Origin of the sequence: Enterocloster alcoholdehydrogenati, from assembly GCF_013282095.1 — a bacterium.
In the GTDB taxonomy this organism is placed as follows: domain Bacteria; phylum Bacillota; class Clostridia; order Lachnospirales; family Lachnospiraceae; genus Enterocloster; species Enterocloster alcoholdehydrogenati.
Map to the genome: position 1 here is coordinate 23703 of NZ_BLTJ01000008.1, position 23003 is coordinate 46705.

The window sequence follows — 23003 nt, forward strand, 5'->3', positions numbered from 1 at the left end:
TAAGCGTATGGCAAAGGACATCAGGGAGTGCCTGCTGGAGCAGGTAGGAAAATTTCATCAGTGGCAGGAAATCACTTATCCCGGAAAAACCACCGAGGAGATCGGCGGTGCATGGGAGGTCGATTACCCTGCGTGGAATGATATATTTGATGCCTTTTGCCATGTGTTGACCCAAATGGATGCAGAAACAGCAGACAGCGTCCTACTGGATGAGATGGTCTATCTGATCGCCAGGGACAACGAAGCGGAGGGGTTTATACAGGAGACCACTTCCCATCCCCAATGGTTCGAGCGCCTCTGCCGCAGGGCCGCAGCCTCCAATGAGAGTGAGGCCAAGTGGCAGTTTGCCGCATATCTGTCAGAATGTCCGTGCAGCCAGGAAGTCAAAGACATGATCCTGGACTTCGCAAAGGACCCCAATGAATATGTAAGCCGGCGGGCACTTTTGGCGATGCCCGCTCTGCGTCCTGACTGTGTGGAGCAGTTCGCTCCGCTGTTCTGGGAGCGCAACTGTTACTCTCCTGAACTTCCGGAATACCAGCGGATCGCCGTTCTGGTCTCACTGGACGCCATCCATTCCGACCTGCTTCCACAATACTTGGAACGGGCCAAGCAGGATGGTCGGAGCTATCTGCTGGAACACGCAAAACGAATCGAAGGAGGACTTGCCATGAACGAAAAACTGTCCCGTCCCCAATTCAATCAAATGGATACAACCGAGAAGCAAACGCTGATGGAAAGCTTGGCTGATCGTTATGATATGACCTTTCTCGGTCTACATACCTTTGACCGTTGGGGCCAGAGCTACACCACCGGCATCTTCGAGAAAGATGGCCGGGAGTTCGTCTTTGTCCCCGGCGATACCGTCACCCTGGGCTGGGAGCAGTTTGCCGTGGGACTGAATCAGGAGAGCCGGGAGGAATTGGAGTATCTGTTCCGAGAATGGGAAATGGAGCGGGACCCGGAGGAGATGATTCGGGAAAGCATGGCTCCTGTTCGGCAGGCGGCCATTGGACCCATGCTGGTGGGCCGGGAGCTGGAGGAAATTAACTGGGAGCCAGTCAAAATGGATGATCCCAGACTGACTGTCCACCCTGACTGGCTGAAGGAATTCCGTGATTTTGCCTGGAGTGACAGCAGCAGTCTTACCTTGCATCAGTCGGCCCGCATTGAGCGGACGGAAAAGGGCTTTCAGATCTGTATCTATAACCACACAGACTACGATGCGCTTCTTGCCATGCTGGAAAACAGGGGCTTCTCCCTGCCCACGGCGGACGAGTGGGCCTACCTGTGTGGCGGCGGGTGTCGGACCCTGTTTCCATGGGGAGATGGGTTAGACTACTCCATGCGTCTGCACTGGTTTGAGAACATGGATGAGGATGAGAACCGGCCCTATGACATGGAGGAACCCAACTTCTTCGGCCTGTCCATCGCCTACGATCCCTATATGCGGGAAGTGGTGCAGGCTGATAGGCTTACCACCTGCGGCGGCGATGGCGGATGCAATATCTGCGGAGGGCTGGGTCCATTTCTCGGTTTCCTGCCCTGTTCGCCCCACTGTAAGCCAGAAGTGCAGGAGGACAATGAACTAAACGGAGATTATGACTTTTATCGGCCTATCATTCGGTTGGAGAACTATGATTGACAATAGAAGCTTGATACGAAATAAAGAAAGAGAGGTGCCGACATGGGAGCATGGGGCATAAAAGCATTAGAGCGTGACGAAGGGTTGGATGTACTGGACATCCTCAAAAATGAATATGTACCGGAGCATCTGGTAATGGATCTGGGTGAGATGATCGAACTGATGAAAGAGGAAGGTATGTTGGGAGAAGATCTCTCCGACATCGACTTTCTCTATGATAACACCGCTATGGCTCTGGCGGAGCTGTATTTCCAATGGAAGGATAACAGCAAGCTGGACTACGATCATGAAGAAGCTATATGGGATAAAGTCACCGGTTTCACAGCATCCAAAGAAGCCCTTGCCTTCCTGCTGCGGCAGCTCACCGACATCAAAAACGAGGTGCCGGACGAGGACGGCATCCGTGAGATTGTGGATCTTTGGAAGAACGAGGACAGCGGTGAGATCGCTCCTGCGTGGTTGGAACATTTGGGCTGGCTCATCAAGCGACTGATCTCAGAACAGGAGGTGTGACAGATGTATATCAAAAAATACTGGGGCAACTTTATCGGAGGCTCGGATGACAGTCTGAACCTTGTGGCCTTTTTAGAAGACCAGAAGAAAGAGGAAATCCCCCTCAGCGAAATCTTCACCAAGATTGGGCTGGACAAGCAGAACTGGGGCTTCCGCCAGACTGTGGAGTATCTGGAGTTCACCCACTCCAGTGGTGTGGAAATGGATTTTCACTTTGCTATTGATGTGGTCACCGACCTGGCCGCCATCCTGCTGGAGTGCAGCGTCAGCGGCAGTGTGAACCTCCAAGATCTGGACGAGTACAACACCCCCTCCCGCCGTATCCGCATCACCGCCACGCCGGAGGAACACGACGCAATGAACAAGTCCCTGGCGGATTTCGCCCAGAACCCGCTGGAATACGACCTCAGCGAGATGATGGACGACGAGGAGATCCAGGAGATGGCTCGGGATGTGGAGGCGCTGCGGAAGGATCTGTACGAGGCCGCTGGCCGCAACCGGGACTACCATGTGAAAGCGGAGGATGTGAAATCTCTACTCTCTGACTGGAAGGGTGCCGATGGCTGCATTGCCACCAACCGCATCACGGTAGAGGGCTGCAAGGTTGGCTACTGCTACCGGGAGAAGCCGGACGGCGACTGGGACAGCGGCTGGCGCTTCACCGCCGGTGATGAGAGCGAGGAGTACATGGACGACCCCAACAATGCCGGGATTTACAAGCTGAACACAATCTGCAACGACGATCCCGACATCATCCCTCTGCTGAACACCCCTGCTCCCTGCGCCTTTGAGCGGGATGAGAACGGCGTGTTCCAGCAAATCAAAGACTGGAAACCGGATGAGGACGAGGAGGACCCGGATATGGATATTTTGAAGCAGTGCCAGAAGTGGCATGAGGAGGACAAACACCAGAAAATCGTAGACGCGCTGGAGGCCATCCCTACCGAGGAGCGTACCCCGGAAATGGATATGGAGCTGGCGCGAGCCTACAACAATCTGGCGGACTCCAGCGAACCGGAGGGAAGAAAGCAGCTTCACCGGGCACTGGAATTGATGCAGTGCCACGAGGAGGAACTGGGAGATACTTATTCCTGGAATTTCCGCATGGGGTATGCCTATTATTATCTGGATCAGGAGGGCCGCGCTCTGCGGTATTTTGAAAAAGCTCTGGAACAGCATCCCGGTGATGATCCGAAACTTAACACCCGACAAGACATTGAGGATTTGATCGACTGGTGCACGAAAGGCATTTCTCTGCCCCAGTTCTCGGAGTGCTTCCGAGAGCGGACAGAGAACTGGTGGGAAACCTTTGCCGAGATGGAAGCAGAATTGCGCCAGATGATGGATGAGGACAAAGATCATACCCGCGGCGCAGAACTCGTGGCCCAAATGGAGGACACCCTGAATCTGGTTTTTGATGAAATTTCCTTCGAGCTGGGCTTCAATGGCGAAAAGCATGAGCTGATCCTCACCCCGGAGGGTAATAAGGTCAAGCTGTTTGAGCTGGTCTACTTCCAGAAACACGCCCCAAAGGAGGTGCTGGAGCACTGGAACATCCTTGTGGGCCGTCAGCCCTCCCAGAATATCGGCCTGCGTACCGACGACAGCTGGGACATCTCCGGTGAGGATGTGCAGATCTGGCTGGAGGAACAGGGCGAAAACAGTTTCAACATCTCCGCCTACTGTGAAAAGCTGCTGCCTATGCTCCGGGAGGCGGAAGGCCGAGTCTGGTGGATGCTCACCACCCTCACCGATCAGATACTGGGCGAGATCCCCCACATGAGATACATAGACAGTTTTGATGTGCTGGAGGAACCCAAGGCAGAGCCGTCCTTCCTCCTGTCCCAGCTGCCCGACAAACTGCGGGAGCAGGGCCTGGAGCTCTCCACCGATCCGGAGGCCTATCTGGAGAGCTATCTTGGCTACGAAATGAAACCCAATGAAGACCCCAACGCCGATTGGCGGCTGGATGTAATGGCCGGTTCCACCTGCTGTGTGCCGCTCATCAACGGCTATCTGAATGCCGACAACGACTTTATGGACGATCTCCATGCCGACGGAGCGGTAGCGGGCTTTTTCTGCTATCCCCTGGATACCTTGCGGGAGGAGGAAGGATCGGAAAAGATTTTCGACTTCCGGGACAAGCTGGAGGAATTGTTCACCACCGTGGACGGATCGGAGATGCTCGCCCTCATCGGCGGGGCCACCGGCCTCTACTGTGGCTATGTGGACTTCATCGCCTGGGACATCCGAGAGGCGCTGAACATGGCGAAAGAGTTCTTTGAAGGCACGGATATCCCATGGGCCATCTTCCACACCTTCCGCCGTGAAGCCGGTTCTGTACCTCTAAAGCAACAAGATGATGGGACAGAAACTGAAAATCAGGATGACGAGTTGGATGAAACGCTTACGGGCATGGACTATATTCCTTATACCCAACAGGACGCCGAAGCATTCTTCGCTCAGCTGGAGCAGTGGAACGACGAGGACGAGTACACCCGCTGCATCCAGGCACTCAATGCCATCCCAGAGGACTGGAGGAACTATCGCACCGCCTACGCCCTGGCACGGGCGCTGGAGAACTACGCCATCATCGGGGACCATGATGAGGGTACTTTGAAATTCAAGGGAGACAAAGCCCTCCAGAGGGCCATTGAGGTGCTGGAGTCCGTCCGGGAGGAAGGTCAGGACAAGGCGGAGTGGAATATGCGGATGGCCTACGGCTATCAGTATCTCTATGGTCAGGAGGAAAAGGCCATTCCCTACGCCCAGCGGTGGGCAGAGCTGGACCCGGAGGATGAAAATGCCCCGGCGGTAATTCGGGAGTGTAAGGCGGAGATCCGGAAACGCCAGCGCAGCCGGAAGAAGAAGGCCAAATTCGTGCCCGGTGATACCCCATTTGAGGGTTTCGACCTCACCAACTTCTGGGATGATAATTGGTATGCACTGAAAGAATATGTCAGTGATCCGCCTTCCGATGAGCTGATTGCCAGCGTGGAGGAGGAACTGGGCTACAAGCTGCCCGCCGCCTATATCTGGCTGATGAAGCAGCACAACGGTGGCATTCCGATGAACACCTGCTATCCCTGCGATGAGCCTACCTGTTGGGCAGATGATCATGTGGCCATCACCGGCATTTTCGGAATCGGACGGGAAAAGAACTGCTCCCTCTGTGGAGAGATGGGCAGTCAGTTTATGATCGATGAGTGGGAGTATCCTGCCATCGGCGTGGCCATCTGCGACTGTCCAAGCGCCGGACACGATATGATTTTCCTGGACTACCGGGCTTGCGGTCCCCAGGGAGAGCCTGCGGTAGTCCATGTGGATCAGGAAAATGACTATAAAATCACCCATCTGGCAGATAGCTTTGAGGAATTTATCCGCGGACTGGAGCATGAATCCCTCTATGATCCGGATGAAGATGTAGAGGATCTTAACGAAGATGTTGATGCTGACGAGGAAGAAACCGACCATAAGGGCTCCTTTGCCGGGTCTGTGCTCCTCTCCAAAGTAGAGTGGGACAAGGAGCAGTTGATTCGGGATCTACGGGAAGAATGGGGCATCGTAGATGAGGAGCCGGATGAGGGCGACGAAGACGATGAGAACAGCGATGACGCTGTGGTAATGCGGGTCGGCGGAATGATGCTGATCGTGACACTCTTCCACGGTCACATCCCGGACAATGAAGCTGAGATCAACGCCGAAAACAACTATATGTGGCCAGAGGCCGTAGAAGTGACCAAAGCGCACAAGGCCCATATCATGGTGGCTGTGTTGGGCGAGGAGGAAAAACTGCTGGAACGCGGTAAGCTGTTCACCAAGGCGATGGCAGTGTGCTGCAAGCAGAAATACGCCACCGGTGTCTACACCAGCGGCGTGGTATTTGAGCCTCGTTTCTATGAGGGCCTTGCCGATATGATAAAAGAGGACGAGCTGCCCATCTTCAACTGGGTCTGGTTCGGCCTGTACCGGAGCGAGGGGGGCCTAAACGGCTACACCTACGGCATGGATGTGTTCGGCAAGGAGGAAATGGAAGTGCTGAACACTGACGCCGAGCCGGAGGATCTGCGGGACTTTTTGGCCAGCCTTGCCTCCTATGTGCTGGCGTGTGATGTGACGCTGCAAGACGGCGAAACCATCGGTTTTTCTGCGGATGATAAGCACACCATCACCCGCAGCCCCGGTGTCTCTCTGCCGGAGGAGCAGATGACTCTGAAAATCTCCTATGAGCCCACAGAAGTAGAGCCAGAGACTGACGATGACAGCATAGGAATGGATGATGTTTCCTATCATATTGAGAGCATTGAGGAAAAAGAGCTTCCCATTGACCCCATCAACGCCTACAATCACATGGCGATTTATTTGCGCTGGTGCATGGAGCATGACTTGATGGGCGAAAAATTCCTGGAAGAGCATGGTGATGTGGTAAACCAGGTCAAAGCCGATCCAGGCAGCACAGACCTGCGAACATTCATCCGGGAGGAGTTATTCGGCTGTCTATTTTCGGCTCTGTTCAACCAGAAAGGCCGTGCCTTTGCCCATTATTACTATGGAGAAAATGATGCGCCCTATTATCCTGCCGACATTGATGACTATGCCCTGAAATATTTTGGTCCGTCCCGGTATCACTCCAATGAATTTCAACAGGAGACATATTTATTTATCCCCTTTGATGAGAAATACTATCAGGCCATGGCCAAGGTCATTGAAAAACGCTTTGTCAACTGGCAGGGACAGGACTTTGACGAGGATACGCTGGAGCCTTCCGAGGTGGCGCAGGCCATTATGGAGTATCTGGACTGTGAGTGCACCTATTTCCCGTCTATGGCAGATGATGATCCCATCATGTCAGCATACAGCTACGCCCGGCGGCTGGGCGTGCGGGAGGACTTTATTCCTGTTCTCATCAAGCCGGATGAAACGCTGTTGGAGTGTCTGGTGATGAATGCCGACCCGGAAAACGATGCAGACTGCTATGAATTTAACCCCAAAGCTGTGGAGGAATACCGGAAGAAGATGCTCTCCGCTCCCGTCAAGGACGGAAAGGCGGTTCTGGAGGAATTGACCGGCCAGCGCAAAGAAGAAGCCGAGGAGGATGATATGGACTGGGAGGAGGAAATTATTGGTGAGATAGACGGCGGTATCAACAACGACCGCTTCGCAAGTTATTGGGATTCTGATACCAATATGACCGTTCCGCTAATTCTGGCTAAAATTCCGGTAAAGAACCCCTGGGAGATCTTTGCCTACCTGCCCTTCGGAAACTGGAATGAATGTCCTGATACGCTGGAGCTAATGGCAGTGGCGAAATACTGGTTCGAGCAGTATGACGCGGTGCCTGCCGCCATGAGCCACGATGAGCTGGAGTTTCTGCTCCCGGCTCCTGTCCCCAAGGAGAAGGCCATAGATGTAGCTGTGGAACAATACGGTTTTTGTCCTGATTTGGACCAAAATGCAAGTATTGGCACTTTGGCTGATACTATACACCAATCCACCGTCTGGTATTTCTGGTGGGATTGATGGGAGGTGCGACCAATGACAGAATATCAGAAAACCTATATCGAACTAAAAAAACAGTTTGTTGCGACCAATGAAGGTCCGGACAGTGTCCGCGCTCTATATACCTTCAAGGAAGAACTTGAGCAGAGTGAGGATCAGCAGGCCAAGGAAGTGCTGGTAGATGTGTATGATCTGCTGGACTTCAAGGAGGATGCCTACGAACTGCTCTGCCAAATCGGAAATCGTTCCGATAAAAAGACCCTCAAGCGGCTGGGCGTCTTGAAGGACTATGCGGAAAACTGGGGCAATCATTACGCCCTCCCCAAGCCCAAAACGCCGGAGGAAAAGCAGAAAGAGAAGGAACGGCAGGCCCAGCTGGGCCTGCCCGCCTTCCGGTATCACCCGGACCCGCTGGATACCGGGGCCTTTGAGGAATCCAAAGAAGGTGTTATCTGCGGCTGCTGCGGCAAGACGACCCACATCTACTATACTGGTCCATTCTATTCGGTAGATGAAATTGCGTATCTGTGTCCGGAGTGTATCGCCAGCGGCGAGGCGGCCCGAAAATATGACGGCAGCTTTCAAGACGATTTCTCTGTGGACGATGGTGTAGACGATCCGGAGAAGCTGGACGAACTGATCCACCGCACCCCCGGCTACTCCGGCTGGCAGCAGGAATATTGGCGCGCTCACTGCGGCGACTACTGTGCCTTTTTGGGCTATGTGGGTGCCAGAGAACTGCGGGCACTGGATGTGCTGGAGGAGGTGCTGGGCGATCCCATGTGGAACGAGGAGCAGAAAGATATGATCCGGGAATCCGTCAATGGCGGGCACCTGCAATGCTATCTGTTCCAGTGCCTCCACTGCGGAAAGCACCTGGTCTGGATGGATTTTGATTGAAAAGGAGGCAAACACTATGGGACTTGACATCTACGCCGGGACGCTGACCCGGTACTATTCTCACAACTGGAAAACCGTTGTTCAGCAGTGGGCGGAGGAAAACGGATATTCCTTCAACCGCATCACCCCGGATGGGGAACCCGCCGACGACGAGGAATTGTCCCCGACCAATGTTCAGGCGGCGGTGGAGAACTGGCGGGATCAGATTCTGGCCGCCATTTCTCAGCCGGACCAGCCCCCCTACGCCCCCTGGCCGGAGGATAATGAGAAGCCCTATTACACGGACAAGCCGGATTGGGATGCCTTCGGCGCTATGCTGCTGGTGGCCGCCTGTCGTACATACGAGGAACCGGTGCCTCCCACCGTGGAGAAGGACTGGATCTTCGGGGAGCATCCCCTGATTGCCCGCCTTGCATCGGACGAGGAGCGGGTGTGGTCCCTGTTTCGGGGCGTGACTTGGTGGCTTCCCCTCACCGACAGCTTTCTGTTCCAAGGCCCTCTGCCCACCGATGACACCGTCGCTATCGCCACCTTGGGCGGACTGCGGAAGGAGCTGGAAAAGCTGAACCAGCTGGCATGGCAGGCCGATGAGGATACCATCCTTGGCTGGGCAGACACGGAGGGATACCCGGTAGACGGAACCGTAGACTCAGATGGACAGTATAGCAAGGCAGACATCCCGGAACACACCCAGTATGACACCCAATCCCTTGCCAAGTTCGCCTTCTCCATGTTCTGGCGGGCCATGCGGTTTGCCGAGGAACAGCAGGTGCCCATCCTGCTTGATTATTAAGGAGGATTCGTCAGGAGGTGGAGACCGTGGAACAAAAACGCCCGGCAGATATATTTCAGGAGGCCCTGGACTACTTGTGGAACGGCTTGGGCCTGGAGGAAAAGGGCTGGAAGCGGCTGAAAAAAGGCGACTTCAAAAAGAAAATGAAAAACGGGCTGACCTATCAGATCTGGTTTGACCGGAGGCGCTACAACTACATAGACTACGAAATCGGCCATGGAAATGTGGAGGTGGGCTTCACCTGTATCATAAAGCAGGGAGATGACCGGCTCTACTCTTTCAAAATAGAACCGACAACAGGCGTTTCATTCTTTCGGATGCTGACAGAGGACCTGCGGCTGAACACCGGGCTGCTGGACACCTTTCTGCCCCTGATCAAAGCCCACTACCTTGACTTTATCGACCGCTTTGAGACGGACCCAGCAGAGGCATTACATCCGGTCTGCGCCCCCTTTATCCAGCCAGAGGATTACAGCTGGTGCATCCATGTGGATGAGCAGATGGTGGAACAGTACGGAACGGCGGAGCAGATGGAGGAGTACCGCCGTCAGGCAGAATTGCGCGGAACGCCGGAGTGCAAGGCAAAGAACTGGATGGGTTCGATGTTGTTCCACCTCTCCCACGCCAATGATGTGGATCACGCCTGGGCCTCAAGCCGCACCAAAGAGGAACTGGACCAGGTGGTGGAACCCTTTGTGCAGGCCAAGCGGCAGACAGGACAGTGGACGCAGGAGGATGAGGCGGGCTATCAGCTCTACCAGCAGGAAACAGATCCGAAGAAGCGCACCTTTCGGGTATGGTATCTCATCGCCAACCCCCGCGGCCTGCCGAAAGAGTTTGTCCAGAAAGAGCTGGAGTTTCGGTGGAAACTGTTCCCGGAGAAGAAGGAGGAAGCCAAATGAGCAATCAACTTTTCCAACAAAACCTGGATGACAAAAAAGGCCCACAACCCGGAGGTCCCTATCTCATTCAGATGCTGTTCAAAGAGCCGGTAGAAATGCCGGATAAAGAAAAAATGACTGCCGTAATGGAGAAGCACATCGGATCAACAGAATGCTTCTGTTATGATAAGAAAATGGCCGGCTTTGCCGCACAGGAGCATATTGCAGAGTTCAAGGACGGAAAATGCCCGGTGCAGCTGATGGTGATGAAATGCGACAAGTTCAAGGGCAAAGGCTTTGATGCCTTCCTGATGAGCCAGATGTGGGACTGCCAGGAGGACCGGGAGCGGATCTTCCGGGAGTGCAAATATCAGGTGGTAGCCACCGATATGCTGGCCGCGGCGCTTCCGGCGCTGGAGCGTGCCAACCTGGATGCCGACTTTTTGGAGGCTCTGGCGGAGCTGTACCCCACCTGTGAGGCATTCTATTTCCAGAACTGCGGCAAACTGTTTCTGGCGGAGGATGTGCGTTCTCACCAGATTGAAGGCTCGGATCGGTTCATCCGCTTTGGCGTCAATGTCCGCTTCTTTAACATTGAGGGCACCGAGGATATGCTCATCGACACGGTGGGCATGAGCACCCTGTTCCTGCCCGACCTCCAGTACCACTTCCACGACATGGACCCCAACTGGGTGGTAAACCACGCCTACAATGTGGCATCGTACATATTGGAACATGATAACCCCATTCAGGATGGTGAAACCATAGACGGCGTGGCGGATGGCCGGATGTGTCGGGAGATCCAGTGGAAGTGCCAGTATGAGGACGCCCTGATCCAGCCGCCCAGAGGGGTGCTGGACATCCACATGGGCGAATATGCCGCGGGAGGGCGTTGAATGAACGGCGTTGTGCTCCTGGTGGGCGGAATGCTGCTTGTGGCGGTGATCAAGCTGATCGTAGACCGGAATTGGATGGTTCTGCTTCTCTGTGCGGTTGCCCTGTTCCTGGTCTTTGGGGCTGGACATCATACAAAATAGGCCATTTTAAAAATCGAGGAGGTGAAGTATGCAGAATTCAACAAATATGCGGATACTGGAATTACTCCGGTTTCTCTATGAGCAGACCGATGAAAACCATCCCGCCACAGTATCTGACATCATTGCCCATCTGAATGGAAAAGGAATTCAGGCAGTGCGGCAGACTGTTTACGCGGATACCAATGCACTGATCGATGCAGGAATTGATATTGTGGTGGTCAAGAGTACCCAAAACCAATATTTTATGGGAAGCCGCCTGTTTGAGTATCCAGAACTGAAAATGCTGACAGACGCAGTAGCATCCTCGAAGATCATTTCTGCCAAGAAATCTGAGGAACTAGTACAGAAATTATGCCGTCTGACCAGCACACATCAGGCAGAGCAACTTCAAAAATTTGCTGCTTTATCCAGCCGTGTCAAACCGCATAATGAAAAGGTTTACTATATCATTGATAATATCCAAACAGCGATTGGAAACCATCAGCAAATTCGGTTCCAATACTATGAATACACTCAGGAAAAAAAGAAAATCTTAAAGCATGATGGATATTATTATGTCGTAAATCCTTATGCGCTTGAATGGAAAAATGACCATTACTATTTGATTGGATTTTCTCTGAAGTATCAGAAAATTGCTCACTTCCGTGTAGATCGTCTAACAAGCATAGAAAATCTTGAAACTTGCTTTATGCCGATAGAGGGATTTGATGTAGCCTCCTATACAAATAAAATGGTTGATATGTTTACATCGGAGTCATCGAAGGAAGTAACCCTTCTATGTGAAAACGAATTGATGAGAGTAATCATAGATCATTATGGAGAAGATGCTGCTGTTGATAGGTATGATGATACACACTTCACAGCCAAAATTGAAGTGAACCCCAGTGGAACTTTTTATGGCTGGATATTCAAATTCAAAGGGAAAATAAAAATTCTCTCTCCCAAAGAGTGCATTACGGAAATGCAGCAAATCGCTCAGGAATTTATATAGTGCAAAAGAGGTGTTATTGATTTTTAACACCTCTTTTCAAATGAAATTTTTATCCTTGAAGTGAACAGATGTTCGATATACAATATAAGCAAGATGTTCGCAGTTCGTCGAACAAATGAGAGGTGAATGCTGTGGGCAATATAACTTTTGGATCATTTATAGCCGAGAAACGCAAGGCGCACAAATTCAATTTACGCGATACAGCCAAGCATTTGAATATTGCTTACGGTTATCTGTGTGATATTGAACAAAGCCGCCGTCCTGCACCCAATGGAGATTTTGTGGAACGCATCTCCGCCTTTCTGAATTTGGATAAATCAGAACATGAGTTGCTTTTGGATCTGGCCGCAAAATCACGCAATACAGTATCTGCTGATTTGCCAGACTATATCATGGAAAAAGATATTGTTCGGGCAGCCTTGCGTGTGGCAAAAGAAGTAGACGCTACCGATGAAGAATGGCAGACATTTATGAAAATGCTAAAGGAGCGTAAACGATAGGGGGGAGAGCTTTGTCAATTCCACAAATCCGTACAGAAGCAATCGAAGCGGTAGGGCGAAAAATCCTGATGGAATATGATCCCTCTCTGCTATCCGGTCAACCGTGTCCTGTGCCAATCGAAACCATTATTGAGACAAAGTTTGATCTAATCCTGGAGTTTCATACACTAAGAAAAAACCCCAAGATATTAGGGGAAACAATTTTCGATGACGGTGCCGTTGTTTTATATGACCAGATACAGAGACAGTATCGAATGATTGCAGTAAGAGCCGGTACAATCTTAATTGATGAACGGCTTTGTGATCCGTCAAAATTAGGGCGGCTCCGTTTTACCTGTGCCCATGAGCTGGCTCATTGGGTACTACATAAGAAGTTGTACTCCGGTACTGGAGATGTTGCTGCTTATAACGGAAATGTTTCTTCCGACGAAAGTCATGGCATAATTGAGCGTCAGGCAGACACTCTGGCCTCTGCTCTGCTAATGCCTTTACCGCAGATTAAAAAATGTTTTTACCGGCTTAGAATAGGACGGACAGATGAACAGCTCATTGCAGAAATGGCAAATATTTTTGAGGTTTCCAAGCAAGCAATGCAGATTCGTCTAAAATCCAGGAACCTGATATAACCAAAGGGAGGAATAGAGGGAGGCACTGCCCTCTCTCACTCTCCTCCTCTATGCTATTTTGCGCCTAATATGTTCGCGATATTGCGAACAAGGAGGGATATTCCATGAGAAAAGAAAGTACAACAATCCAAAAATGTAACAGCAGGCTAACAGCTTTGGGGCTTAACAGCGACGCTGCGTTTCATAGAAGTAAGCTGATTCTAAAGATTTACCGTGATGTAGTCTGGGTTCTGAGTGAACGGGCAGAAGAATTACAAGAAACTGCTTGGATTATGGGAGAACAAGATATAGAGTCTGGCCTCTGCTATCTTGAAAATTTTGCACCAGATATTGAACTGCAAGCCTTTGAAGAAAAAGTGTGCTGCCTTGTTCAAAATCAAATGCTGGTCAATATTATTGACCGCGCACTCCTTCGTCTGAAACGGTATCCAGATCGAGGAGAACTTTACTATGAAATTTTGACTAAGCAATTCATCTATCGGTTCAACAGTACAGAGAAAGAATTGCTGGAAGAACTAAATATAGAGCGCAGTGTCTTTTATGACCGAAAACGAGAAGCCATCTATTTATTTTCTGTTTGCTTGTTTGGATATTCTATTCCAGAAGTCCTGGAGGAGCTGCCCCGACTAAATTCCGACTAAATCCCGACAAATCCCCGACCTAATCCCTACTCCCTTCCGACTTCCGACCTGCTATACTTGGTATAGTGGCAGGAATGTGCTAAATTGGATACTTTTCTACATAAGGCCCGGCATTGACCGGGCTTTTTTCATTCCTGCTGCAATATGGCGGCAGGAACATGGCTGGAAGTGAAAACACTTCCGGCCTTTTTCTTTGCCCGGTATTAGGAGGCCGGTATGCGCTGGGAGGCGTACATAGCAAAATATCCATGACACCGTTCAAATTCGCTGACTACCAAAAATTTGAACGGAGGAAAGGATATGACGAGAGTATTTATTTGGAAAAATAACAGCCCACAGGAATGGGAGGAAATCAGTTTTTCAGCGTTCAGTAAGGCACGCCGCAATGGTTGTTTTACTGGGCGCTTTTTTGTTGAAACAGTCAAAATGTTCCGTGATGAAGATGACCGCATTATTATGGAATGTTCTCGCAAAGATTTTGAAAAATACCAGCAGGAGGACCGCCACAGCCGCTATCTCCAAGAACATGAGAAAAGCCGCTCTATATTCCCAGCTTCCCATGTGGGAGATCGTGACGGCACAGAGGAAGGTTATCAGGATACAGATTTGTTTGTGGATGAATCTGTTGATACTGCGGAACAAGCAATTTGTAATCTTCTTATGGCCGATCTGCACCGTGCCTTGCAGCAGCTGAGTCAGAAAGAACGCTCTTTTATCTTGGATTATTACAGCATGGAAAAGCCAAGTACACTGCAATTAGCCAAAAGATATGGCATTAGTCAGCCCGCAGCTCATAAGCGTCTGAAAAAAATTGAAGAAAAAATAAAAAAGTTGGTTATAGATTTCTAAAAAAAGTGGCAGTAGCAAGTGAGAGGGAAATCCTTTCACTTGCACCTTGACAACCTCATATACGAATCATTAAGTTTGATCCTCTTTGGGCGTAATAGCCGCTACATCAGCGGTATATTTTCTGAGAGCTGCCACTCACATAACAGGCCAACCCATTTTTGCTGTATAGATGAGTTTGCGGTTTATCAGAAATATATCAGGCTGGAATACATCGGATGGCATCCGGTCATGGCATAACAAGGAGGAAAGCTCTCTTACAGCCATAGTCCGAGCGTGATAACAACCGTCGCAGGCCATGGGTAAGACCAAACGAAGTGGAGGTGAAATTCCTGAGAAGCAGGCCAGCCACCTGCGGCTTAATGATTACCCAAATCCCTGGGGTGTCGTGGACAAGTAAGGGATAAAACAGGCGCTAAATTGAAGGAGACTCTGTAATTTGCAGAGCCTCCTTCTTACATAATCAAATCTCAAAACATAGGAGGATGAACATGAAAGAAGATTGGATTTATAAGCGTGGGGATTTATATTATGCCAATTTGAATCCTTATTTTGGATCAGAGCAAGGCGGCACCCGTCCTGTCCTGGTTCTTCAAAACAATGTGGGGAATTTTTTCTGCCCCACTTTGATCGTAGCTCCGCTCACCAGTAAATGGATTAAGAAAAAGGAGCTGCCCACACACTATGCACTGGAGAGCGTTCCAGAGCTTGGACTGAAATCTGTTGTTCTGCTGGAGCAAATTAAAACGATTGATAAAAGGCGTGTTTTATCGTACATTGGGCGCGTATCTCGCGAAGAAATGAGAGCGATTGATGATGCTCTGCAAGTTAGTTTGGATATTCATATTCCAGAGGAAATGGAGGCTCCGTAAGGCCACTTACCGGATAAAGGAGGCGTTTTTATGTTTGAAGCAAGAATTGCGGAATTGAACCGATTTAATGAACAAAATCCTGTCAGCTATGACAAAAGAACCTATACGGTCGATGAGATTCAGGACATTCTGGGTATCAGTCGTCCTACAGCATATAATCTGGTAAAACAAGGTGTATTCCACAGCGTCAGAGTCGGCGGTCATATCCGCATTTCCAAAAAGAGCTTTGATGACTGGCTGGATCACGCAGATGAATGATTTGTCAAGGATGCCGATCTCCAAATCGACATCCTTAACTTTTTTTCTGCTTTCTCTTACAATGAGGCCATAGCAAGAAAAACTTTATAGAGGAGGCAAAAGCCATGCAAAAACAAAGAGTAAAGACCAGTATGTCTGTACCAGAGATGGGCAAAATGCTTGGGCTTGGTAAAGTAGAATCCTATTGGTTGGTTAAAAAGAACTATTTCAAAACAATTCAAGTGGCCGGACGAATGAGAGTTATGCTGGATAGCTTTGAAGATTGGTATGCCGGCCAGTTCCACTATAAAAAAGTGGATGGTACACCGCCCGGAGAGAAATGGAGGCATACTACGATGTCAGTTCCAGAAATGGCGGATCTTTTGGGGCTGAAATCTGGCACAGCTTATGACCTTGTTAAAAGGGGCTATTTTGAGACGACCTTGATTGATCGAAGAATTCGTATCATTACCAGCAGTTTTGAAGCCTGGTATCAAAAGCAAACTCATTATGTGAAAATCTCAGAAAGGAGCAATGAAAATGGCATCTATCGTGAAGCGTAAAAGCAAATATTCTGTGGTGTATGATTACACAGATGAAAACGGAAAACGCAGACAGCGTTGGGAAACCTTCAGCACAAATGCAGAAGCAAAAAAACGAAAAAAGCAAATTGAGTATGAGCAGGACTCTGGAACCTTCTTTATTCCTACGGCAAAGACCCTGAACGATCTGCTCGATGAATATATGTCCATCTATGGTGTAAATACATGGGCAATGTCAACATATGAAAGCCGCCGTGGTCTGGCGAGAAACTACATAACTCCTATTATCGGAGATATGTTACTATCCGACATCACTCCAAGGATGATGGATAAGTATTACCGCGATCTGCTCTCTGTGAAAACGGTAAGCGTCAACAACCGCAAACCCACAAGCGAATATCTGACCCCGCATACAGTAAGAGAAATTCACAAGCTACTTCGCAGTGCCTTTAATCAGGCGGTGCGTTGGGAACTAATCAGCCGTAACCCTGTTCTGAATGCGACACTTCCCAAAGAAGAACATAAAGAACGGGATATATGGACTGCCGAAACGCTGAGCAAGGCGATGGAAGTCTGTGATGATCCTATCCTCTCCCTTGCCTTAAATCTGGCGTTTTCCTGCTCTTTACGCATTGGCGAAATGCTGGGCCTTACCTGGGACTGCATTGATATTGCACCACAGAGCATAGAAAATGGTTCAGCTTATATATTCGTCAACAAAGAGCTGCAACGGGTTACACGAGGTGCATTGGACGATTTGAGCGACAAAGGTGTTATTAAGAAGTTTCCACCTTGCATAGCCAGTACCCATACTGCTCTGGTCCTGAAAGAGCCTAAAACCAAAACCAGTATTCGCCGCGTGTACCTGCCGAAAACAGTTGCCTATATGCTGGTAGAGAGAAAAAAAGAAATCGACGAGCTGATGGATCTGTTTGGAGACGAATACATCGACAATAACCTGGTCTTTTGCTCCAGCAATGGCCGTCCGATGGAAAGCCAGGTGATTAACCGTGCTTTCAATAAACTTATCAAAGAAAACGGACTGCCTCATGTTGTATTCCATTCTCTCCGCCACTCCAGCATCACCTACAAGCTGAAACTCAATGGCGGCGATATGAAATCCGTCCAGGGCGACTCTGGTCATGCTCAGGTAAAAATGGTTGCAGATGTCTATTCTCACATCATCGACGAGGATCGCTGCATAAACGCTCAGCGATTGGAGGAAGCATTTTACTCATCCAAGACTCCTGATCCTGTTGAAGATACAGAGCCTAAAACTGCGGATACTGCCGTCACTGAAAGTGATGCAGCGAAGATACTGGAACTGCTTAAAAATCCCGAAACTGCCGCACTGCTCAAGCAGCTGGCAAAAGCTTTATAAAGTCCCTCCCTCAGAAGAACGCCTCTCACTTTGTGAGAGGTTTTCTTCGTTTGAACCACTTTGCACAGTGACCAAACACTTTTTTTGTTAGCAAGGTTCTGAAAGCATTTTTGAGCGATGTTAGCAAATTCGCGATTTTGTTTGCAACTTCCTCTAATTTCTGCTAACAAATGTTTGCAAGTTCCTTTGGTAAAAATCGAACCTCTGACTTACCGCCTTTCTTAGCAAAAGGCCAAATCTCGTTAGCAAATGTTAGCAAACCAAGGTTTTTTGCAAAAAATCCACAAAAGCCGCAGAAATAAGAAAAGCCGAAAACCCTGATAAATCAAAGGTTTTCGGCGTGTTTGCTGGCGTCCCTGGCGGGATTCGAACCCACGGCCTTTCGCTTAGGAGGCGAACGCTCTATCCTGCTGAGCTACAGAGACATCTATTCAATTAAAAATGGTAACAATCACTTTTCATCGTAAGGCGGCCGGTAGAGCATAACCTTAGGAGGCGTGTGCTCTATCCAGCTGAGCTACATGGACATTTAAAATTATTCAGTTGTTTGCCTCATTTGGACTCGAACCATCTACCGCTTAGGAGGCGGACGCTCTATCCTGCTGAGCTACAGAAACAACGATAAAAATACCTAAGGCTCAGACCTGCAGGTATAAGACAGGCTGCGGTATATGCTTTACAGCCTGTTCTATATCATACATGATTTCCGGAGAAAAATCAAGTATCAATCCCACCTGTTTTTCTGATGGTTTGCAATCGTAAAAGAGATGCTGGTATATAAGTTTGAACATAAAAAACAGTATAATCCGATATTAGTATACAAGTATGGATCATAAAAACGGAATAGTTTACAATACCGCAATAAAAGCGTAAAAGGTTCAGTTTTCCAAAACATATGGATGAAATGTTTTTCCCATCATTTTATAATCTGCCGTAACATATAGCCGCCGCTCTGGGGGAAAATCCTCCCGGTTTCAGCACAGCAGCATACCGGTTGGGCTGTGTGGCACATGGTATGGGGAACTCTCACGATGGTTTTTGGACAACAATGTCAACCTGCCTTTGTTATATGCAAATATCTCTGCATAAATAGTTTAAAATATTGTTCTTACATACCAGGTATGGTGTTATTTGAATTAAATAAGCGTAAATATGTGTAAAATAATAAAAATAAAATATACAAAATGCACAAAAAACATTGTCTACATTGCAGATTGAAAAAAACATAGCTGTATGTTACCATACAAGCATAAAGAGCAAAATTATAAAATTTTAATATTTGTCTTATAAATTTTATAATTTTGCTGATTCATGGGGCCTGATTGAATAATTGTTTACACGATAACGAAACAGGAGGTAATTAAGGTATGAGACGACTTGCAGGGGTTGTGAAGCTGGGAATGGGGCTTGTAGCTGCCGTTTCAGCAGCTATGGCAGTTACCGGATGTTCCGCTCAGGATGGTGAAATGGGCAAGGGCAAGCTGGTGAAGGTGTCGATCTGTGTTTCCAGCCAGACGCCCACTACTCGCGCGATGCGGGAAGTATTTAAACCAAGACTGGAGGAACTTACGGACGGACGCTACAACATTGAGATCTATGATTCCGGAGTGCTGGGCGGTGAGAAGGTAACGTATGACTATACCAGAAGCGGGATTATCGAAATGTGCGTTGTAGGTACGCCTATGTGGTCGGAAAACCCCAAGATGTCTATTTCTGACTTTCCTTTTGTATTCAGAGATGTAAATCACGCGCGCAAAGCTTACCAGGGGGAGCTGGGGGAATATATTTCAGAGGATATTGAATCCAGAGAGCCTCTGGAGCTCCTTGCCTGGTGTCCCAATGGAGCCAGGGCTTTTTCCTCTAATAAAAAACTGGAAAGCCTTGAGGATTTTAAGGGACAGAAGCTGAGAATGCCCAACAATCCCATTCATGTGAAGCTGGCTGAGAGTCTGGGGGCAAATGTCGTTATCATGGATATGGGTGAGGTATTTACCGCCCTGGAGCAGGGGGTTGCCGATGGACAGGACAATCCGCTTTCTACCGTCAGAACGGAAGGATGGTATGAGGTTCAGGACTATGTTTATAATACCAATCATATTGTCGCTTCTCTTGAGCTTTTTGCGGGGGATAAGTTCTGGGACGAGGTTCCTGATGAGGATAAGGAAGCCTTTCGTCAGGCGGCATCAGAGGCTTCAGATTATGCCTGGGATCTTTATATTGAGCAGCTGGAGAGCGATAAGCAGTTTATGATAGATAATGGCCTGACAGTGACGGAACTGACAGAGGAGGACCGGGAGCGCATGATTGAGATGATCCAGCCGGTCTATGACTATCTTGACAGTCAGTATGATTGGGCGGCAGATGTAAGAAAGATGATTGATGAGATTGAATAGGGGGCAGACGTATGAATAAGGCAATCGATAAGTTATTTGTGGCAATTGATTATTTTACAGGAATTCTTACCGGCCTGATGGTATTGTTCGTATTTCTGAATGTTGTGCTTAGAACCTTCTTCTCATCGGGCCTTACCTGGTCGGAGGAACTGGCAAGATACCTGTTTGTGTATGTAACCTACATAGGAGCTATCAGCGCTATGCGGGCCAATGCCCATCTGGGTGTAGATCTGCTGATGTCAAGAGTAAAGCCCGGTATGCAGATGCTGCTTTATATTATTTCACAGACCCTGATTGCGGTTATGATGTGTATGCTGGCCTGCGGCGCATGGGGGATGGTAATGCAGAATACACGCGCCACAACGGCAGCGCTGCGGATTCCATACTCTGTTTTGTACTTTTCCGGTGTGCTGACGGGTGTTTCCATTGCGATTCTGGCAGTGGGAAACATTATCCATGCGTTGAAGAATCCTGACAGGATTTCCGAGATCGTGGTAATGCAGAACTCCGAGGATGACGATATTGCGGCAGAGGCCATGGAAAACGCCGAGGATCTGTCTGATGAAGAATACATGAAACGCCTTAACGAAAAGGGAGGAAACTGATATGACAATGATTGTATTTCTGGTATCACTGTGCGGCTCCATGGTAATTGGAATGCCCATATGCTTTTCGCTTCTGTTCAGCGGCGTTTGCATGATGTTCTATATGAATGGATTCAATACGCAGATTTTATCCTATAATCTGTTTGCGGGAGCGGATTCCTTTGCAATGATGGCAGTTCCGTTTTTTGTTCTGGCAGGCGAGTTTATGAATCGGGGCGGTATTACAAAGCGAATTGTAAACGCTGCCAATGCCTGTGTAGGCCATGTCCGCGGCGGTCTTGGCTATGTATCTATTCTCGCGATCCTTTTATTTGCAAGCATGGTTGGCTCCGCTGTGGCTTCCACCGCAGCTTTGGGAGCAATCTTAATTCCCATGATGGTGCGTGCGGGCTACAGCCGTGATAAGAGTGCGGGCCTGATTGCCGCGGGGAATATCCTTTCCCCCATTATGCCTCCCTCGGTTCCCATGATCGTGTTCGGCGTACAGGCCGGCGTATCTGTAACAAGTTTGTTTATGGCAGGTATTGCTCCTGCAGTCTATCTGACCATAGCACTTTGCGCGGTATGGTTTGTGATTGCAAAGAAGGATAATCTTCCTACTCAGCCCCGTCAGAGCAAACGGGAGATTGCAAGGGCCCTGTTTGACGGATTCTGGGCTTTGCTGCTGCCTGTATTCGTTCTCATAGGTCTGAGAAGCGGTATGTTTACTCCAACCGAGGCAGGCGTGATTACCGCAGTTTATGCCCTGGTAATTGGACTGTTTGTGTATCGTGAATTAAAAATTACCATGCTCATGGACTGCCTGGTATCTGCTGCAAAATCTTCTTCAGTTATCATGTTCTTAGCGGCTGGGGCCATGGTTTCTTCCTGGCTGATGACAGTGGGAAATATTCCGGCGATTGTTACCGGTATTCTTGCTCCGTTTATCAACCATCCGGTCCTGCTGATGATCGTTATTAACATCATTGTAATTCTGGTTGGAACGGCCATGGATGTAACACCGACAATTATGATTCTGACACCGGTTCTGTTGCCGGCCATTAAGGCGGCCGGAATCGATCCGGTATACTTCGGCCTGGTATTTATTCTTAACAATGTAATCGGACTTTTGACGCCGCCGGTAGGAACGGTTCTTAATGTAGCCTGCAGCGCTGGAAAGATAAATATGGAGCGAATCATAAAGGCAGTGATTCCGTTCTTTGCCGTAGAGTGTGTGATATTGCTGCTGCTGATTTTCTTCCCGGTACTTGTTACTGGCCCCGCAGCCTTCTTTATGGGGAAATAGCTGTTGACAGAATAGACACAGGAGGGATAGGATGAAGATCATTTTATCGCCCGCTAAAAAGATGAAGGAGGATTTGGAAAGCCTGGCGCCTTTGGGGCTGCCGGCGTTTCTTGGCCGGACAGAGGAGCTTCTGTCCTGGCTAAGATCCAAATCCCATGAGGAATTAAAGAAACTCTGGGGCTGCAATGATAAGATCGCAGAGCAGAATTTTGTGCGTCTGGAAACCATGGATCTGAACAAAAGACTGACGCCGGCTGTTCTTTCCTATGAGGGGATTGCCTATCAGTATATGGCCCCGGCGGTATTTGAAAAGGATCAGATTGACTATATCCAGGAGCATCTGCGTATTCTTTCTGCTTTTTACGGAGTGTTAAAACCCATGGATGGCGTGTCGCCGTACCGCCTGGAGATGCAGGCAAAGGCTGCGGTGGGCGGACATAAGGATCTGTATGCTTTTTGGGGAAAATGCTTATACGGGCAGGTGAGAGATGAAAGCGGAATCATCATCAATCTGGCGTCCAGGGAATATTCAAAATGTATTGAGAAATATCTTACAAAGCAGGACAGATATATTACCATTACCTTTTGTGAGAGATCCGGCGGCAAAATGGTAACCAAAGGCACCTATGCCAAGATGGCCAGAGGGGAAATAGTGCGCTTTATGGCGGAAAAACGATTGGAGGATCCTGCCGGGATCCGCCGGTTTGACCGGCTGGGATATGGATTCAGGGAGGATCTGTCATCAGACAGGGAGTATGTGTTTGAGAGAAAGGGCCCTGTGTCTGCAAAGGCAGAATCCACAGGCCCTTTTTAGGA

Annotated in this window: 21 protein-coding genes and 2 tRNA genes; 21 read left to right on the forward strand and 2 right to left on the reverse strand. The window is 49.2% G+C overall.

Features of this window, described 5'->3' with window-relative positions:
- Positions 1-7: 7 nt before the first annotated feature.
- The 17 genes from HW447_RS18525 to HW447_RS10390 all read left to right on the forward strand — a co-directional run bounded on the left by HW447_RS18525 (position 8) and on the right by HW447_RS10390 (position 17904).
- Positions 8-1645, forward strand: a complete 1638-nt coding sequence (locus tag HW447_RS18525) for a hypothetical protein (RefSeq protein WP_002569128.1) — start codon at positions 8-10, stop codon at positions 1643-1645.
- A 42-nt stretch (positions 1646-1687) separates the two neighbouring features.
- Entirely contained in the window at positions 1688-2158 is a 471-nt protein-coding gene (locus tag HW447_RS10315; protein WP_002569127.1) for a DUF4259 domain-containing protein, read from the forward strand.
- A 3-nt stretch (positions 2159-2161) separates the two neighbouring features.
- Positions 2162-7678: an immunity protein Imm33 domain-containing protein gene (locus HW447_RS10320; protein ID WP_117627362.1), complete on the forward strand. Its 5517-nt coding sequence runs from the start codon at positions 2162-2164 to the stop codon at positions 7676-7678.
- A gap of 15 nt (positions 7679-7693) precedes the next feature.
- The gene (locus HW447_RS10325; protein WP_002569125.1) at positions 7694-8557 is read left to right on the forward strand and encodes a CbrC family protein; all 864 of its coding nucleotides are present in this window, start codon (positions 7694-7696) and stop codon (positions 8555-8557) included.
- A gap of 16 nt (positions 8558-8573) precedes the next feature.
- Positions 8574-9350: a hypothetical protein gene (locus HW447_RS10330; RefSeq protein ID WP_002569124.1), complete on the forward strand. Its 777-nt coding sequence runs from the start codon at positions 8574-8576 to the stop codon at positions 9348-9350.
- 26 nt (positions 9351-9376) lie between these two features.
- Positions 9377-10252 (forward strand): hypothetical protein, encoded by an 876-nt coding sequence (locus tag HW447_RS10335; RefSeq protein WP_002569123.1) that lies wholly within the window; start codon positions 9377-9379, stop codon positions 10250-10252.
- Positions 10249-11127 (forward strand): DUF4261 domain-containing protein, encoded by an 879-nt coding sequence (locus tag HW447_RS10340; RefSeq protein ID WP_002569122.1) that lies wholly within the window; start codon positions 10249-10251, stop codon positions 11125-11127. The genes HW447_RS10335 and HW447_RS10340 overlap by 4 nt, the downstream gene beginning before the upstream one ends.
- On the forward strand, positions 11128-11268 hold the full coding sequence (locus tag HW447_RS10345) for a hypothetical protein (protein WP_002569121.1): 141 nt from the start codon (positions 11128-11130) through the stop codon (positions 11266-11268).
- Positions 11269-11296: 28 nt separating this feature from the next.
- Positions 11297-12259, forward strand: coding sequence for a helix-turn-helix transcriptional regulator (locus tag HW447_RS10350; RefSeq protein ID WP_176255202.1), 963 nt, complete (start codon positions 11297-11299; stop codon positions 12257-12259).
- Between the two features lie 131 nt (positions 12260-12390).
- Positions 12391-12759 (forward strand): helix-turn-helix domain-containing protein, encoded by a 369-nt coding sequence (locus tag HW447_RS10355; RefSeq protein WP_002569119.1) that lies wholly within the window; start codon positions 12391-12393, stop codon positions 12757-12759.
- Positions 12760-12770: 11 nt separating this feature from the next.
- On the forward strand, positions 12771-13385 hold the full coding sequence (locus HW447_RS10360) for an ImmA/IrrE family metallo-endopeptidase (RefSeq protein ID WP_020989792.1): 615 nt from the start codon (positions 12771-12773) through the stop codon (positions 13383-13385).
- Positions 13386-13489: 104 nt separating this feature from the next.
- Entirely contained in the window at positions 13490-14026 is a 537-nt protein-coding gene (locus HW447_RS10365; RefSeq protein WP_002569117.1) for a hypothetical protein, read from the forward strand.
- 300 nt (positions 14027-14326) lie between these two features.
- The gene (locus HW447_RS10370) at positions 14327-14875 is read left to right on the forward strand and encodes a sigma-70 family RNA polymerase sigma factor (protein ID WP_002569116.1); all 549 of its coding nucleotides are present in this window, start codon (positions 14327-14329) and stop codon (positions 14873-14875) included.
- Positions 14876-15363: 488 nt separating this feature from the next.
- Positions 15364-15744, forward strand: a complete 381-nt coding sequence (locus HW447_RS10375; RefSeq protein WP_002569115.1) for a type II toxin-antitoxin system PemK/MazF family toxin — start codon at positions 15364-15366, stop codon at positions 15742-15744.
- 30 nt (positions 15745-15774) lie between these two features.
- Positions 15775-16002 (forward strand): helix-turn-helix domain-containing protein, encoded by a 228-nt coding sequence (locus HW447_RS10380; RefSeq protein WP_002569114.1) that lies wholly within the window; start codon positions 15775-15777, stop codon positions 16000-16002.
- 104 nt (positions 16003-16106) lie between these two features.
- Positions 16107-16544 carry a helix-turn-helix domain-containing protein gene (locus tag HW447_RS10385; RefSeq protein WP_002569113.1) on the forward strand — a complete coding sequence of 146 codons (438 nt, stop codon included), beginning with the start codon at positions 16107-16109 and terminating at the stop codon, positions 16542-16544.
- Entirely contained in the window at positions 16522-17904 is a 1383-nt protein-coding gene (locus HW447_RS10390; protein ID WP_002569112.1) for a tyrosine-type recombinase/integrase, read from the forward strand. Before HW447_RS10385 ends, HW447_RS10390 begins: the two co-directional genes overlap by 23 nt.
- Before the next feature lie 348 nt (positions 17905-18252).
- Here HW447_RS10390 and HW447_RS10395 read toward each other — a convergent pair.
- Positions 18253-18329: transfer RNA gene (locus HW447_RS10395), tRNA-Arg, on the reverse strand.
- Between the two features lie 121 nt (positions 18330-18450).
- A tRNA-Arg gene (locus HW447_RS10400) sits at positions 18451-18523 on the reverse strand.
- Positions 18524-19271: 748 nt separating this feature from the next.
- Between HW447_RS10400 and HW447_RS10405 the strand changes: the two genes are divergently transcribed.
- Genes HW447_RS10405 through yaaA form a run of 4 tightly spaced genes read left to right on the forward strand, consistent with a single transcriptional unit; the run spans position 19272 to position 23001 of the window.
- Positions 19272-20297 (forward strand): TRAP transporter substrate-binding protein, encoded by a 1026-nt coding sequence (locus HW447_RS10405; RefSeq protein ID WP_176255203.1) that lies wholly within the window; start codon positions 19272-19274, stop codon positions 20295-20297.
- Between the two features lie 11 nt (positions 20298-20308).
- Positions 20309-20902 carry a TRAP transporter small permease gene (locus tag HW447_RS10410; RefSeq protein WP_176255204.1) on the forward strand — a complete coding sequence of 198 codons (594 nt, stop codon included), beginning with the start codon at positions 20309-20311 and terminating at the stop codon, positions 20900-20902.
- 1 nt (position 20903) lies between these two features.
- Positions 20904-22187: a TRAP transporter large permease gene (locus HW447_RS10415; RefSeq protein WP_176255205.1), complete on the forward strand. Its 1284-nt coding sequence runs from the start codon at positions 20904-20906 to the stop codon at positions 22185-22187.
- Between the two features lie 31 nt (positions 22188-22218).
- The gene (gene yaaA / locus HW447_RS10420) at positions 22219-23001 is read left to right on the forward strand and encodes a peroxide stress protein YaaA (RefSeq protein ID WP_176255206.1); all 783 of its coding nucleotides are present in this window, start codon (positions 22219-22221) and stop codon (positions 22999-23001) included.
- Positions 23002-23003: the final 2 nt, after the last annotated feature.